At 47.0% G+C, this 16,180-nt stretch carries 12 protein-coding genes; 2 read left to right on the plus strand and 10 right to left on the minus strand.

Annotated elements, in window-relative coordinates; all coding sequences use genetic code 11:
• Positions 1-75: 75 nt before the first annotated feature.
• Positions 76-750, plus strand: a complete 675-nt coding sequence (locus ABXS70_RS21640; RefSeq protein WP_342554328.1) for a response regulator transcription factor — start codon at positions 76-78, stop codon at positions 748-750.
• Between the two features lie 32 nt (positions 751-782).
• Here ABXS70_RS21640 and ABXS70_RS21645 read toward each other — a convergent pair whose 3' ends face one another.
• From ABXS70_RS21645 to ABXS70_RS21665, 5 genes are all read right to left on the minus strand, one after another.
• Positions 783-4,007, minus strand: coding sequence for a response regulator (locus ABXS70_RS21645; protein WP_366290789.1), 3,225 nt, complete (start codon positions 4,005-4,007; stop codon positions 783-785).
• A 305-nt stretch (positions 4,008-4,312) separates the two neighbouring features.
• A complete protein-coding gene (locus ABXS70_RS21650; protein ID WP_342554326.1) occupies positions 4,313-5,149 on the minus strand; it encodes a MetQ/NlpA family ABC transporter substrate-binding protein in 837 nt (278 codons plus the stop codon).
• A gap of 68 nt (positions 5,150-5,217) precedes the next feature.
• Positions 5,218-5,889, minus strand: a complete 672-nt coding sequence (locus ABXS70_RS21655; protein WP_366290792.1) for a methionine ABC transporter permease — start codon at positions 5,887-5,889, stop codon at positions 5,218-5,220.
• A complete protein-coding gene (locus tag ABXS70_RS21660; RefSeq protein WP_342554324.1) occupies positions 5,886-6,695 on the minus strand; it encodes an ATP-binding cassette domain-containing protein in 810 nt (269 codons plus the stop codon). Before ABXS70_RS21660 ends, ABXS70_RS21655 begins: the two co-directional genes overlap by 4 nt.
• A gap of 133 nt (positions 6,696-6,828) precedes the next feature.
• Positions 6,829-9,267: a PQQ-binding-like beta-propeller repeat protein gene (locus tag ABXS70_RS21665; RefSeq protein ID WP_366290796.1), complete on the minus strand. Its 2,439-nt coding sequence runs from the start codon at positions 9,265-9,267 to the stop codon at positions 6,829-6,831.
• Positions 9,268-9,542: 275 nt separating this feature from the next.
• Here ABXS70_RS21665 and ABXS70_RS21670 point away from each other — a divergent pair, with 275 nt between their 5' ends.
• A complete protein-coding gene (locus ABXS70_RS21670; RefSeq protein WP_366290798.1) occupies positions 9,543-10,505 on the plus strand; it encodes a copper amine oxidase N-terminal domain-containing protein in 963 nt (320 codons plus the stop codon).
• A 131-nt stretch (positions 10,506-10,636) separates the two neighbouring features.
• On the opposite strand, the gene ABXS70_RS21675 is transcribed toward ABXS70_RS21670, so the two are convergent.
• The 5 genes from ABXS70_RS21675 to ABXS70_RS21695 all read right to left on the minus strand — a co-directional run bounded on the left by ABXS70_RS21675 (position 10,637) and on the right by ABXS70_RS21695 (position 16,149).
• Positions 10,637-11,338 carry an ankyrin repeat domain-containing protein gene (locus ABXS70_RS21675; RefSeq protein WP_366290801.1) on the minus strand — a complete coding sequence of 234 codons (702 nt, stop codon included), beginning with the start codon at positions 11,336-11,338 and terminating at the stop codon, positions 10,637-10,639.
• Positions 11,339-11,347: 9 nt separating this feature from the next.
• Positions 11,348-12,856: an S-layer homology domain-containing protein gene (locus ABXS70_RS21680; protein ID WP_366290804.1), complete on the minus strand. Its 1,509-nt coding sequence runs from the start codon at positions 12,854-12,856 to the stop codon at positions 11,348-11,350.
• 124 nt (positions 12,857-12,980) lie between these two features.
• On the minus strand, positions 12,981-13,673 hold the full coding sequence (locus tag ABXS70_RS21685) for a response regulator transcription factor (RefSeq protein ID WP_342554319.1): 693 nt from the start codon (positions 13,671-13,673) through the stop codon (positions 12,981-12,983).
• Positions 13,670-15,148 carry a HAMP domain-containing sensor histidine kinase gene (locus ABXS70_RS21690; protein WP_342554318.1) on the minus strand — a complete coding sequence of 493 codons (1,479 nt, stop codon included), beginning with the start codon at positions 15,146-15,148 and terminating at the stop codon, positions 13,670-13,672. The genes ABXS70_RS21685 and ABXS70_RS21690 overlap by 4 nt, the downstream gene beginning before the upstream one ends.
• A gap of 332 nt (positions 15,149-15,480) precedes the next feature.
• Entirely contained in the window at positions 15,481-16,149 is a 669-nt protein-coding gene (locus tag ABXS70_RS21695; protein ID WP_342556230.1) for a pectate lyase, read from the minus strand.
• Between the last annotated feature and the right edge of the window lie 31 nt (positions 16,150-16,180).

A 16,180-nucleotide genomic window follows, 5' to 3' on the forward strand; every position in this document is an offset into this window, starting at 1 on the left:
CAGCTTGCTCATGACCACGGGAAAAGGTAGGGATTAGCCCGTAAATTTTATAACGTGGATTCAGAAAGGAACACCATGACCAAAGTGCTTATTATAGAGGATGATAATATGCTGGGGGACACCCTATCCTTGTATTTACAAGGTGAAGGATACGATGTATTTCGTGTGGATACTATCGGCGCGGCACTTTTGCAGCTGGACACCAGGCCAAATATCATTTTAATTGACCTGATGTTACCTGATTCGGGAGAGAAGAATCCATGTGCCTTCATGCGTGAACATACCTCCATACCGATGATTGTCATCTCTTCGTTAACCGAAGTGTCTGAGCGTATCCGTTCATTAACCGATGGTGCGGACGACTTTGTATGCAAACCTTTCAGTATGCAGGAGCTGAAGGCACGAATCGAGGCTGTTTTACGCCGATATGCGATATTGAACAGCTCTTCATTGAATGATAAGGAAACAGGGCTGACCCTTGATCTCGCACGCCGAACAATCCTGTTGAATAATCGCAAAGTCGAAATGACCTTTTCCGAATTCGAAATTATGAAGCTGTTTGTACATAATCCGGACAAGGTATTCAGCCGTTACGCGCTCATCGAATCCATCCGTGGAATTGATGCTTACATTAATGATCGAACAATTGATGTACATATCACGAAACTGCGCAGGAAAATTGAAGACAACCCCAAAAACCCCCAATTTATTCAAACGATCTGGGGGGTCGGATATAAATTCACACCTTAAACATGACCAAGGCTGCTGTATATACACCATGTTTACCATGGCAGTGACTCTGTAATGTGATTAATTTCCTGCTGTACCTGCTGCAGGATCGAGGACAGTTCCTCTTCGGAGCTTGAATTGGATAATAAAAGTGATTCCAGGTGCCGCACCGACTGCAGCAGATTTACAGCATGCAGATGGGCTGCAGCTCCTTTGAGAGAATGCGTACTGCGTAAAGCATCATGCTTCTGTTCCTGTCTTAAATATGCCTGTATTTTCCGTTCATATTCGCTGTATTCCAGAGAAAACTTGGTCAGCGCAAATTGTAAAACATGCAGTTTGTCACCCATCTGCTGCAGCGCCTTATCTGTATCAACCCCCTTGATCTCATGCATGCCCTTCAGATCAATCCAGGCTGCCAGTGTGTCTTTAATCTGCCTCTCATCAATCGGTTTAGTGAGAACAGCATTCATACCTGCCTCTAAATAGTCTTTATGGTCCCTTTTTGAGCTGTTTGCTGTAAGTGCAATGATGGGCATGGAATGATACTCTCTCATCTGACGAATATGTTTAACAGCCTCCAGTCCGTTCATTTCCGGCATGTATAGATCCATCAAAATCAGCTTCCACCGCTGCACATGCAGTTTCTGCAGCAGCTCTTTTCCATTATTCACGATCGTTACTTCAAACCCCAGCGGCTGCAGCATGGCCCGAATAGCAATCTGGTTAATCTCATGATCTTCTGCCACTAGAATCGATCCCTGATTCTTCCGTTCTAAGAATTCATCCTTATATTGAGTTTGGTTCAGTTCCTGCACTTCTTCTTCCTGCAGTGTCAACAGCGCCTCAAATAGACCGATACGGGTGATCGGTTTGAATATTACAGCCTTCGGTCCGCTGTAGTGCAGTCTACTTGCAGGAGCACTGCTGCTGGATGCACGGGAATATGCTAATACCTGAATCCGGGTATCCTGCATCCTGGTAGTGAAACGACACCAGTTCAGCACCGAGTCTATCTCTTCTGTATCCATATCCAGCATGATCAGGAGAGAAGACGATCCATCCCCATCCGGATCTATCCTGCAGCTGTCTACCACCCCTTGGAAAGAGGTATAGGTTTCAGACCTGAGACCGAATGAGCGGAGCATCTGCTGCAAATTTTCGGCCGCCCTTCTGTCATTCTCCACAATGATTACATCATTCACAGCGTATAACAAAGGGTACGTTGGAAGAAAGGAAATATCCTCTATTTCTGTCAGTTCATATTTCAGATCAAAGGTGAACATGCTGTATTCACCAAGTACACTCTCGACTTGCAGACTGCCTCCTAACGAGGTGATCAAAAGATAACAAATGACCAATCCTAATCCTGATCCCCCGTACGTGCGATAGGTCGATGGTTCAGCTTGACCGAAAGGGACAAATAAACGTTCCATCTGTTCGGGTGAGATACCAATACCGGTATCTTCTACCTCAAAGCGGATTACGACACGCTTTTCCTCAAATGCAAGTACTTCTGCATGAAATATGACATACCCTTGGTCCGTAAATTTTATTGCATTGTTAAGCAGATTAATAAGTACCTGTTCCAGTCGGAACGGATCACCAACTACCGTTAAAGGCAGATCGGAATCTGTCTGAAAAATAATCTCGATGTCTTTGTTCCCGATCGTTGTACTGATCTGATCAGCCACCCGTTTAAATACATCCTCCAGAGAAAAGGGGACATTCTCCATATTAAACATGCCTGCTTCAATTTTCGAAAAATCCAGGATATCTTTCACTAAGGTCAGTAAGGACTCGGAGGACGCCGTGATTTTGCTTACATAATCCTGCTGCTGCGTAGTAAGATTCGTCCGCTGCAGCAGGGAGCTGAAACTGGTGATACTGTTTAGTGGTGTACGCATTTCATGACTCATCAAGGCCAGGAACTCGCTCTTCGCCTGACTTGCTTTATCCGCTTTCACCCGTCTGTACTGATCCGTAGTATCCTGAAAAACAGCTTTAATCTGCTCACTGGACCCGGATGTCTTGATCGGGTATAGATGAACGCGAACGTGCAGTTCGTCACTCTCTCCGATCCGTAAGATGGACTCCGTTTCCTGCGTGGTTTTGGATAACAGTGCTTGATCAAAGGCCTGGAACCAGCACTCCGATTTGTCCATCACGAGCAGGTCTACAAGCTCACGCCCAATAACCTGCTGCCTGTCCGCCTGGAGAACATCCAGAAACTTCTGGTTAATCGAGACGATACGCCCGGCGCTGTCCAGTCCTGCTACCCAGTTGGCGGACAATCGCTCCAGCATTCGGTAACGCTCCTCACTTTCCTGAATCCTTCGTCTTACAGCTCGGTGTTCTGTAATATCAAGTCCATACCCGATCACATACTTCACCACGCCGTCCTCCAGAAAAGGAGCCAGCTTGACCAATGCATAATTCCCTTTATGCTCTATCTCAAAAAAAAAGAATTCGCCTCTCCATGCCCGGTTAAATTGTGTCTTCAAAAACTGAATTTTGTCTGGAGGCAGCGCGTTAATGGTTCCCAGTTGGAAGCTCTGTTCCAGACTTCGCATGTCCATACCCAGATGAGACAGCATCTCTCCTTCAAGCAGCAGAAACTCGAATTTGCCGTTATGCTTTCGGAGTTTAAACGTAAATCCGGGCTGCCTGCGCAGCATTTCCAGCACCTCCTGCTTTCTTTGAAACGCCAGCTGTTTGTAATGATGGTTCTGGTTGAGGAAGTACATAAATAATACAAGCAGTACCATGCACATGCTTTGAAGCAGCAGGGTAATACCATGGCTGAAAAGTGACGATGATGGATGGGTTATCGACATCGTGAACTGATAAACTACGAGCAGCAGCAGTGAACCAGACAGCCACTGGTAAACAAAATGGTGAATATACTTGAAATTCAGGAATGCAGCCAAAACAAACATCAATTCACACAAGGCATATTCCAAGTTTTCAATCGAGGGCCAGAATCCCAGGTTGATCCGAAAAGCCCACAGTCCTGCATAGGTAATGAATGCTGTTCCTCCTCCCCCATAGTAGGCGGCAAGGAGGTAAACAACGGATCTGAAGTTCAGCAGCGTGCCATCATCCAATACAATCGAGAAATAGTATAATGCTGTTCCCAGCATGCTCATAGCAATTCCGATAATGATCCGAGTGGTGAAAGAAGGTTTCTTTCGATTGCTTGATTGATTTAGATAGTGATGGACCAGAAAGACAATGATTAATATTAATGTAAAATTTAAAACAAGATCGCGCAGCAAATTTCACCATCCAGGTTACGACTTCAAGGTTCATTAACTTACGAAAAATAGAACAGGTTAGCATTACCTCTCTGTAATAATCAATCATATTACGCGAAACTCCCTTATTCAATTGTGGATATGGATATGCAATTCTCCCGTCTTCCTTCATCTCTTCTAACATTTACCGAGCGCTATATATCCCAGAAATTTACACATAAAACCAGAGTAAAGGTCGACAAGACTATGTCAGTTCCTATATAAAAAATATGCCGCAAAGAAAAAGACCCGAGCACCACTGCTCGGGTCTGCAATAATCTATCAACTTAAAATGCGGGGATGGCAATATCGGCATAGTTTTTCTCAAAAAAAGCTTTCACTTCAGGACCTGCCATGCGTTTAGCCAGCTTTTGGATTGCTTCAGAATCTTTATTATCCTCACGAGCTACCATCGTGATCGCAAAATGGGAATCATCCTTTTCAGTCAGCAAAGCATCCTTCTTCGGTGTGAGACCCAGTGGGCTGGCATAGGCCGGAGTCATGGCAACCAGGTCTGCATCATCCATCATGCGGGCAAGCATCAGCAGATCCACTTCTTTGAACTTAAAGTTCTTTTGGTTTTCGGTAATGTCTGCTTGCGTAGCATTAAAGCCTACGCCCTCTTTAAGTTTGATCAGACCGTTTTGTTCCAGCATGACCAGGGAACGTCCGATGTTCGACGGATCATTGGCAATGGCAATGACCGCACCTTCGGGCAGCTCATCCATGGACTTGTACTTCTTGGAGTAACCACCATAGATTGCATTGTAGATGGGCTGTACAGGGACCAGATTGGCATTGTTCGCCTCATTATACTGCTTCATATACGGGACGTGCTGGAAGAAGTTAGCATCCACTTCCTTGTTCGCCAGTGCTGTGTTTGGCTGCACGTTATCGGACAGCACCACAACCTCCAGATTGATGCCATCCTCTTTAAGAAGTGGTTTAACGATATCCAGCACATCCGTCATTGGCGGAATTAGTGTGGCTACTTTCAAAGTGACTTCCTGTCCGGCTTGTGTTTCCTGTTTGGTACCTTCAGCAGCTGGTGTTTCTTCTTTTTTCCCACAGGCAGATACAACCAGCATAACTGCAAGCAGCATGAGCATTAATTTTGCTTTCATTAAATGTTTACCCCTTATCTGTAATAATCTGTTGTTGTTTTTAGCAGTTCATAACCGCCTGCCGTGCATCAGGATCTGCGATCCAGCCAGCGAGACAGCCGACTGCCCGTAAATTGAATCAGCTGTACGAAAATAATCATGATGATAATCGTAAATATCATAATCTCCGTTTCGAAGCGCTGATAACCGTAACGAATGGCAAAATCACCAACACCGCCGCCACCAACAATACCCATTACGGTGGAATAGGAAATAAAGCTGATCGCTGCCGTAGTTAGTCCCAGTACAAGACCTGAACGGGCCTCCACATACAGGAACTTAACGACCAACTGCAGCGTGGAAGCTCCCATAGACGAAGCCGCTTCAATTACGCCTTTTGGCACGTCCAGCAGAGCCTGTTCAACCAGCCTGGCATAATAGGCAATAGCAATGACTGATAGAGGCACCGTCGCTGCTAACGTACCGATCGATGTTCCCACAATCATACGAGTGAAGGGGATCATGAATACAACCAGCAGCAGGAACGGAAAGGAACGAATGATATTGACAAGGCTGCCCAGTACCGTAAACAAAGCCCTATTCTGATATCGCTGCCCCCGGCGGAACAGGTAGAGCAGTGTACCAAGCGGCAGACCGACCAAAACAGCTGCTGCGATGGAGATGCCCACCATTACAAATGTCTCTCCGATGGCCTGCCAGATTTCGTGCTGATATTTCAGCACTGATTCAGGTAACATCATCGGCTGCCCTCCTGTTCCACGATACGATGTGCAGCCGAGCCCATTTCTTCCAATGAATCACCTGCAAGCAGTGAAGTCAGCAGATCGGGCTGCGGTGCAGGAATACTTCTGACCTCTGCTTTGGAAAGTGTGCGCACAATCTGACCATCCTTCATCATTGAAATACGATGACATAATCGCCGAGCCGCTTCCATCTCATGGGTAACAACTACAATCGTCACTCCCATCGTCTCGTTTACATGGCGCAGCACATCCAATATTCCACCTGTTGTCTGCGGATCAAGCGAAGATGTAGGCTCGTCACATAGCAGTACGGCTGGATGACTGGCAAGCGCTCTGGCGATAGCGACACGCTGCTTCTGTCCTCCGCTCAGCTGAGCCGGATACTGGTCCGCCTTATCTTCCAGCCCCACGAATCGAAGTACTTCCAACCCTCGCTCTCTCCGCTGTGAACGTGACTTCCCCACCAGTTCCAGCGGCATACTCACATTGCCCAGAACCGTCCGGTTGCTGACCAGGTTGAAGTGCTGGAAGATCATGCCGATAGATCGGCGTGCCTCACGCAGTTTCCGCTCATTCATCCCGGACAGATGCTGGCCATTAACAATAACTTCTCCAGCATCAGGATGCTCCAAACCGTTAAGCATGCGCAGCAGGGTAGACTTTCCCGCTCCACTGGAGCCAATGATACCGTGAATCTCACCTTGTTCCACTTCGAGTGAGACAGACCGCAAGGCCTCAAATCCCTGATCAGCACGGGAACCGCGCTCGTTGAACCGCTTGCTTACACCATATAATGAAATCATGGAGATTCCCTCCCGTGTTGGATCATGTATGGTTCTGTCCAGAACACATGAAGAAAGCCCGCACAGCCGAGAACCGGAGCGCGAGCAATCCTGTTTATTTATAATAAAACAACATGAGGGCCCAGACAAGCTTTTACGGAGATATATCTCCTTCCATCAGATTGGCTGGAAGAACACGGAAACGTCCATTGGCTGATCCGACGTATACTTCACTGCCAGCCCGGTTGATCATGCCATTTTTCGCCTCCCGATCCCGATGTTCCGGCGTGCCCATGACAACATCCTGTACACGTCCCAGCAGCGTACCATCCTTTTTATTCATCACAAGTAAATTTTCATGCATCGGCAGCAGCAGTCGTTCTCCAATCACAAGATAACTGCCCTGATTCAAAGCATATCGGTTCCTTCCAATGGATTCCTTGGCAATCCAGCGTGTCTCCCCCGTGCGATAATCAATGGCTGCAGGATATCCATTCATGATTACATACAGGCGATCTCCCTCAATCAATCCCCGTTCAATCTTTGCATCCAGCTTCCAGCGAACTTTTCCTGATTCCGGATCGTATAAGGCAGTTGTATAATCTTCGTAATCGCCGTAAAGATCCCCTTTTTTATGCTCACGAATCAGCATCATGCCATCCTGCAGCAGCTCAGGCTGCTGACCTCCACGGGCCGGAAATCGAGAGAGTTTCCTGCCAGAAGACAGATCCAGCAGCACCCATTGGTCGTTCAGCAGCATCCAGCGCTGCAGCGGGACCGAAGCGAACGGATCAGAACGATAGATTCCATCGAAATAAGGATTATTTTCGATATAATCAAACACTGATTTTTCCGAATCAACCTGCCACATCGTTCTTCCTGTCAGCGGATCTGCTGCAGTGAGCTTGTTCTGCTCCCAATACATAACATAAGGCTCATCCGCACTTTGGTTCATCAATTGATATCCTGTCGTTAATTTCCTGCTCCATAACGGTTTACCGTTTGAACTATTCAACACATGGATTCGTCCGTTACTGGAATTTTTAGCAGCGAAGGTATCCACAATAACTACATTTTGGGCCGCTTTAATGCCTTTTAATTCAACAATGTCACCAGCGGAATCCGTAGGTTTGGTACGCTGCTTATTCGAACTGTTCGGTGGGTTCTCCTTTGCAGGCTTGTATTCCCATATCACCTTCCCATTCTTCAGGTTCATATGCCGCACACGATCCACATACTGCTTACGTTCCGTATCATAACTGGTGTACAACGTAACCGCATCACGTTTGTAATTTAGAAAGGCTTGGGCAGGGCCATATCCGGCATGTACCCTCCACAGCATTTTTCCAGTCTGCCGATCGAGAGCGTAATAGGCATCCTCATAGTGCATGCCGCTGAATCCACCATCATCCCCTTTCATGAGAAGGACATCATCTGTGCCCGCTTGCAGAAAGGTGTAGTTCAGATTCCCTTGATTCACCCATTTCGGTTTCCAGGACAGCGTTGGCGGCATGGACTTACCGGTTACTTGAGCAGTGTAAGAAAATACATTAAATCGACTGCTGCTCCAATAGGGGATTTCGTTGTTACTTTGGTCAGATGGCACATTCCAGCGAACTTCAGTCAACTTGTTATTTTTATTAAACGTTAACAATACATGCGCTTCCTGACGCTCATACCTCCAGGTCTGGCCGATTCGCATCGGATAACCGGTATCATTCAAATTTCGGGATTGTTCCTTCCAATCCGGCTCACCTAACCACTTTACTGCCTGCTTCGTGGTTGTCGTCTGATTTAGTCTGGCATCTGTCAGGTGCCGAATGAAAGATATAGACAAAGGTTGTTCTTTGGTGAACCAGCCATCGCTTATAAGCTTTTGGTCCGTGATATCTTTTTTCTTGATCCACAGCAGCACATGCTGGAAGCTTGTTTCTTCCTTATTCCAGATGCGCGGGGCTATGGATACTCCATACCATTCTTTCCATTCCGCCACAAGGAGGGCCTGATTCGTCAGCACTTGGTTGGCTTGCCAGGTTACAGCACTGTCGGGGGTCAAGTGCAGCTTGCTTCCAGTTCGAACTTCGAAAGTACGAAGATCGGTCTCCGTCATGCTTCCGCTCTGTTTGAGCGCATACCAGCCAGGGAGCCAGTAACGGTCTTTTCCCCTCGTCTTGAGCTGTATCCAATCTCCCTGAACATCTGTTAATGTATATGTTTCACTTGGTATCGTACGATATGTAATCTTCATCTGATCCGCAGCAGTGCGGCTATCCTTTCGTCCGCTGAACAGCGGCAGTCCATCTGCCAGATTCACCTTCTCCCCTTTCTTGTACGGTATCTTGATGGAAGTATTCTTCGCTGTAAGCGGCGTTAGAGAAGACAACAGCATTGAGTGATTATACATTGTGTTGGAGATTTGCAGTTGAGCAGCTTTCACGTCCGGCGTCGGTAATGCCGACTTCTGAGCCTGTCCGCCCCATGCATTCGTTTGAGGTTCCGGCATCATGCATCCTGTGAGGAGTACGAGTACAATTCCGGTTAAGGCAGCGCTTCCGGTATACCCCACGGTTTTCCGATCAGTCACCTTCTTCACACGTATCCATCCCCCAATAGAAGTTATTTCCATATAAGACGCTCTGCGCTGCAAAAAGTTACCTATTTTCCACATGAGTTTTGGAAAATCACACCTTTTTGCTCTATTGTATGCCGGGTGAGACAGCATCAGTATCTCCGCTACTGCATCAGCATCTTACACTCTGCTTCGAAGTTTAATATACAAGATTTGGGTTAATATCTTATGGATGTTCCATTAATATGCAACTTTTGGGATAATCCGCCCGTCTAATGAACTGAAAGGAGAATGATACTATGAAAAAAACACCCGAATCCACCAGCACACGTTGGAAGCAAAAGAAATGGAAAGTGATGCTTGCCGCCTCGATTTTGACTGCAGGAGCGGCACCTGCCCTGTACACCCCATCGGTGGCTGAAGCAGCAGCTGTAACCAAACCAGCAGCTTACATTAACAATATGCCTGCTGAATATGATGTGGTCATCCGCCAGGGTGTCACGTACATTGCACTAACTGAACTGCAATTTCTCGGAGATTACACCTTCGGTTACGATAATAAGACCAAACAAATCAGCATTAAGGCAGGCAGTGACAAATACGTGCTTACACCCAACAGCAAAACGATGACAAAGAATGGACAAAAGGCCTCCCTGTCTTCGGCTCCAATTCTGGTCAAAGGAAAAGCAATGCTGCCTCTACGAGCCATCGGAGAAACGTTTGGCGCACAAGTACGCTGGAATCAGGCTGCCAAGGAAGCCTATATCTACAATACAAATGCTTCCGTCGTTAAAGACTACAATGGTTCCGATCTGACGGCTGCACGTGAAGCAGCTCTGCAGCTGCCTCGATTCTCGGATCTCGGTCAACCGCGCCTGCAGGTGAAAGAGCCGCTTGGCCCGGTTGATGCATCAACCGTTTATATTTTTGAACAAGGCAAAAAAGACCGCTTCTTCACAATCCAGGACAGCGATCTGGTCAGCTACTATACCATTACAAACGGAAGTGCTGTGCTGAAATGGCAGGCAAATCTGGGCAAAGAGGCCGGAACGGTTGGTGATCTGTTCTTTATCAAAACCAAGTCCACCGCCGAAGTAGGAACGCGGCCTTCTGCTGCAGGTAAAACACTCGTATCCTTCAAGTATTCCCTCATGCTGGAGGAAACAGCCTATGACCTGATGAACAAGTCGGGCTCTGTTAAAAGCGGCTCTGCTGCTCCGGCGAAAGGAAAAATCATTGTTGAGGTGCCTGAGGAGAAATAAGCCAATAAAGAAAAACGGGATGAAGCAGTGTAAACTGCCTCATCCCGTTTTTCTATGCATGAATTATGATTTTGGTATATCCATTCATTCATTCAATGAACGAACGGATGGCATCCCCATCAATCACACTGCTATTTGGCTCCAGCCCGGACCAGAATCTGTTCTATTTCCTTAAAGCCTTTATTCTTCGCATGACTGAGCGGAGATACGCCATCGCCATCAGCCAAGTTGACATCAGCTCCATGGCTGATTAACAGTTCAATCGTCTTCTGCTGCCGTTCATTACCGTCGTTTAGAATGATTGCTTCCAGCAGTGCTGTCCATCCTAATTTATTGACATGGTTCACATCTACCGAGGTATTCGTCAGCAGCTCTTGAACTACGTCAACATATCCGTGCTCCGAAGCCGGTATCAGTGCCGTGCCCCCGTAACGGTTCGTAATGGAAGGATCTGCTCCGGCTTGAATGGTCATTTTTAGAATATCCAGATATCCTTCAGCACCTGCATACAAAAACGGACTGTTTAACATGTTATCCTGCAGATTAACATCCGCACCCGCTTCAATCAGCTTTTGGGCAGATGCTGCATCATGATTGTATGTCGCAATCATCAGAGCTGTTCTTCCGCTCTGATCCTGAGCCTGAACATCGGCTCCTTCCTGAAGGAGCTTTACCAGACCTTCGGTATCTTTTGCCTCCGCTGCGCTGAACAGCTGCTGATTCAATGAAGCCATCTTGTTCTCCTCCCTAGAGTTACCTTTTTCGTCAAGCGTGCAGCCTTGAACGAACAGCACACTGCTGATCAGAATAATCAGCATCAAGGATTTGTTCATGTGTCCTCCTTACTGATTTATCACAGTTACCGATGAAGCGACACTCCAATCACCAACTGGATTCAGCGTATAGATTGTACCCGGAATCATCTTACCTTCCTGCGTAATCTCGAATATTCCAGCTGCGCCTTTTCTACTTGAATATTTATATACAGCTGTCAGGACATGTCCGTCAGGTGCTGTCAGAGTTACACTTCGTCCTGAGAATAATTCATCTCCCGGGTCCTGGGCAAGCGTAACTTCAATTGCGGTATCATCTGCAGCCTTGGCACTTTCAATATTTAACGCTTCGATTGTCTTCGCAGTGAACGAAGCATTCTGGATATTGGCCCAATCGGAAGTCACGGTATAGGATACCCCTGGTTTCAGAACCTGCCCTTCAGGCAGTCGGAATTTAGGCTCTTGTCTGCCATCTGTGGATTGGGTAAATGGAACATATTTCGCAATGATCGGCTCTCCATTCTCAGGTGTAATCGTAACCTGTCTCGCCTGCATGGAAGAGATGACCTGATATGTTGTGCCGTCCGCCTGCTCCCGATCGTTCAGTACAAAAGCATTCGCCCCCCGGCCAGCACTGTATGCAGCAATGACATAACCGTAATCTACAACTCCATTCCCCTTCAAAGCTTCAATCTCAAAGGTATCATTCGTCACTTGACGCACCTCAGTCATGTTTACTTTGACGTCACTGCCTGTAAAGGAACCTGCATCTTGACCTTTATATGTAAGGCTGTATGCTTCCCCAGCCTGCTGCACAGATGTTGGCACAATATATGTGGATGCAGATCCCGTTTTCAGTCGAGGCATATTGGTCAAGGTCAGTCCTCCGCTGAATACAAAATCCGTTTTGGATTTAGCAAAAACTTCATCTGCTGCCGTAAGCGGCTTGTCGAACGTAACGATCAGCGTCATGTTATTCAGCGCTCTCACACTCTCAACTCCTGCCTGCTCTGAAGGAATAGCTTGATAAGCCTTTTGCAGCAGCACCGCTGTTTCTCCTCGTGTCACAGAGCCAGTGTCCTCGAAAAATGAACTCATCCAATGATGTACGGACTTTACATCCCTTTTCAGAGCTTTAGATACGACCTCTTCCAGCTCCGCATCGGTCACCAGACGCTGAGGTTGGAATTGACCATCAACGGCCTGCATTACACCCAGCTCTACAAGTTTGGCGGCATAAGGCGCGTACCAAGCATCAGGGTTGACATCTGTTATCAATGCACCTTCACCTGTCTGATTTCCCAAATCAAATGTTCTGTACACCAACGAAGCTAATTCTGCACGAGTGATGGTCCGATGTTCACCCATGGATTGATCGCTGTATCCGTTCATGATGCCCAGACGGTTCAGTTCCTTAACGGCAGCCTGCACCTGCTGATCGGTAAGCTGTGCTGCGGCAGCGGAAATAGAAGTGGTGAAGCCGGATGCCTGAGCTTGATGTGTTGTAAATGGGAATGCTGCTGTGCCCAATGCGGTTATCGTTAATAATGCTGCGAGTTTACGAGCTGTAAATTTCATGAAAAGTTCTTCCCCTCTATAGATAGTTGCTGCTTGCTTCTATCTACAGCGTAGAGGATAAAAAGAAACTGCAGAGGACAAATATATTAACAAATTATAAACTGCGGCTAATCTTTCTCTAAACTTATATCGTAAAACGGTAGCCCGCACCCCAGACCGTTTCAATATACTCCGGATGTTTAGGATCGCTTTCCAGTTTCCCCCGCAGTTTACGGATATGTACGGTAACGGTTGCGATATCCCCATTGGATTCCATGCCCCAGATTCGTTCAAACAGATCCGATTTGCTGAACACACGGTTCGGATGACTCGCCAAGAATACAAGCAGGTCAAACTCTTTAGTGGTGATCTGCACCTCTTCTCCATTCAGGAAAACGCGGCGTGATCCTTTATCCACGTGCAGCCCGCGAATGTGGATTTCATCTTTTTCAGCGGGTTTGCTCTTGCCAAGCAGTCGATCGTAACGTGTCAAATGAGCCTTGGCTCTTGCAACCAGCTCGCTTGGGCTGAACGGTTTGGTAATAAAATCATCGACCCCCAGATTAAATGTTCGAATTTTGTCGATCTCCTCTTTCTTTGCGGAAACAACGAGAATCGGCACCTCCTTCTCCTCGCGAATGAGCCTGCATAGTTCAAATCCATCCATACCCGGGAGCATGAGATCCACAATGATAAGGCGATAATCCTCATGCAGAGCACGGCGCAGGCCTTCATCACCGTTATGGCATAATTCCACCGAAAATCCGTGGAGTTCGAAATAGTCCCGCTCCAGTTCGGCAATCGTTATTTCATCCTCAATGATCAGAATATCGGTCATAACTGTTCCCCCCTCTCGCCCGGCAGCCGTTTTAATTGGATGTGGATGCTTGTGCCTTCACCAAGCTTGCTGTCTGCCCAGATCAGGCCGCCATGTCCATCTATAATCTGACGCACGATGGCCAGTCCAAGCCCGCTTCCGCCTGTAGACGAACTGCGCGATTGTTCGGCACGGTAGAATCGCTCAAAGATGTGCGGCAGCGCCTCTGCTGATATTCCTTCTCCATTATCCTTGAAAATAATCGTATTCCAGTCCCCATCTGCTTCCAAAATAATAGTGAATTGCTTATCGTCATTGTGCATATATTTCAGTGCATTATCTACAATGTTCACCACGGTGCGTTTTAATTTATCCAGATCGACCGCAGACACAACCGGACCCGAGGCCCGGTTATGCCAATGCAGCTGCACTCCTTTATCCTCCAGATCATATCGCAGCTCCTCGATGCTGTCTTCCAGAAATTCCACCAGATCCACCGGATTAAATACAAACGGTTCTTGGTTCAAATCCAGCTTGGAGTATAGAAACAGTTCATCCACCAGCTTATCCATACTGACCGCCTTGGCATGAATGATATTGACGTAAGTCTCCATTTTCTCTGGTGTATTTGCTACCCCGTCGCGAATCCCCTCAATGTATCCTTTGATGTTGGTGATCGGGGTGCGCAGATCATGCGAAATGTTGGAAATCAGCTCTCTGCGGCTGGCCTCATCCTGCTGTCTCAGCTCATTGGAACGCTGTAACTGTTTCCGCATGCTCTCAAAAGCTTCGCTAAGCTGCCCAACCTCGTCATTAGAGGCAGGCTGCAGCTCGAAGGACAAATTGCCGTTCTTAATCTGATCGGCCGAGCTTCGCAGCTGATGCAGCGGTTGAATGAAGCTGCGTGTAATCCAGCGGAACAGAAGCAGGTTAGCGATAACAAGCACACCAATTAACAGAAGAGACATGACGGGCAGCAGTTTGCGAGTCAGCTCGGCAAATGGACTTCTCTCCCGAATGACAAAAATACTACCGCGTTTCCCATCTGAATATTGGAAATCAAACTTGGCATAGGCGTAGAAGCGCTCACTGATATTGAATGTGCTTCGGATCTGATTGTTGTTCAGGTCATAGGCAGGCAGTGCCTGCCTCAGCCCCGGTTGATGGAAAGTCCGCGATTCAAAGATCGGACTGTTCTCACGCCTGACGTAGAGCCCCGATTTCTCGGCTCGAAGCTTCATATCGAATTCCCGGAGCAGTACCTTGTTCTGCAGCTCGTCCGGCTTATTTTTAGCCATAAACTTCATCTCTTGAAAGATTGCCTCTCCCTGCTCCGTGAGTGGATTGATCTGATAATGGACTTTATAAATATCGCGAAAACTTTGCAGATCTCCTGTAGCCGCAATGGTATAGAGACTGGCAGTAAGCAGAATGAACATGAGACTGATCACAAGCATGCCTGTGAAAGAAAGCAGCATTTTGATTCGAATTGACATAGTATCCCCTCTTAACATGCGATTGGTAGAGTTAGTGCACATGTTATCACAAGATGGTTCCCATTGCCCATATGCAAATCAAGATGGCTGATCGACTGTCTGCTGTGAGGATAACATGAAGATATAAAAAACAGGATGAAGCAGTATTTCTCTGCTCACCCTGTTTGATTTGCTGCATGCTCAGCAATAAAAACATGTGTAGTGAAAAGCATAAACGGTTAGTTTATTGGGTAGATAGGTCCAGTATGGGATATTTCACTGCATCTGTATCGCATCAGCGCAGCTCCTTGGTTACAGCATCTGGTTTGTTTGATCTCTTCGCATGGTGCAGTTTAATACTGCGTATTACCGGACTGGCTCGTTTTACCTGAAGCAAAACCCTTGAATAGTGTCGGTACTTTGGAATAGCGGGTATTGGTGATTTTTCCTTGAGATACAGGGCTGTCCGTACGCATAATAGCATCTTTCACATTGGAAATATTGGAGTTATCCAGCGTCATGTTGACTGCAAAGGTTGTGCCTCCATTTTGCCGAACCAGCTTGCCGATATCATCGGCACGGAAGTTTTTGATGTTAATGGTGCCTGCTGCATTGATCTGAAACACTTTATCGTATGCCTTGTATGCGGCACCACCTGTAATGTTCACTGTTCCTGATGATTTTAGTGTTAACGCATCCTCGCCTACATCCTGCCATACCACATTTGAGATGTTACAGCTGCCATAACAATGCACACCATCTGCTGCTGGCGCACCGAGGATGACATTTTTCAGGGTAGCGCCTGCTTCGAGCCGGAAGACCGGCTTTTGATTTTCTGCCTGAGAACCATCACCCAGTGTAGACGGGTTGGCTACAAAGGTTTTTCCCTGTCCATCATACGTTGTGCCCTTAGGTACAACAATCGTTGAATTTACAACCGTTGGCGCAGCCGCCGCAGGCATAACACCAAATATGGAAGCAACCAGACCAGCGGACAACAACAGCGTTAACATCTTTTTCATCATCAACATCCTCCCTATAATTTAAATGGAT

The sequence above is a fragment of the Paenibacillus sp. AN1007 genome, from assembly GCF_040702995.1.
GTDB lineage: Bacteria > Bacillota > Bacilli > Paenibacillales > Paenibacillaceae > Paenibacillus.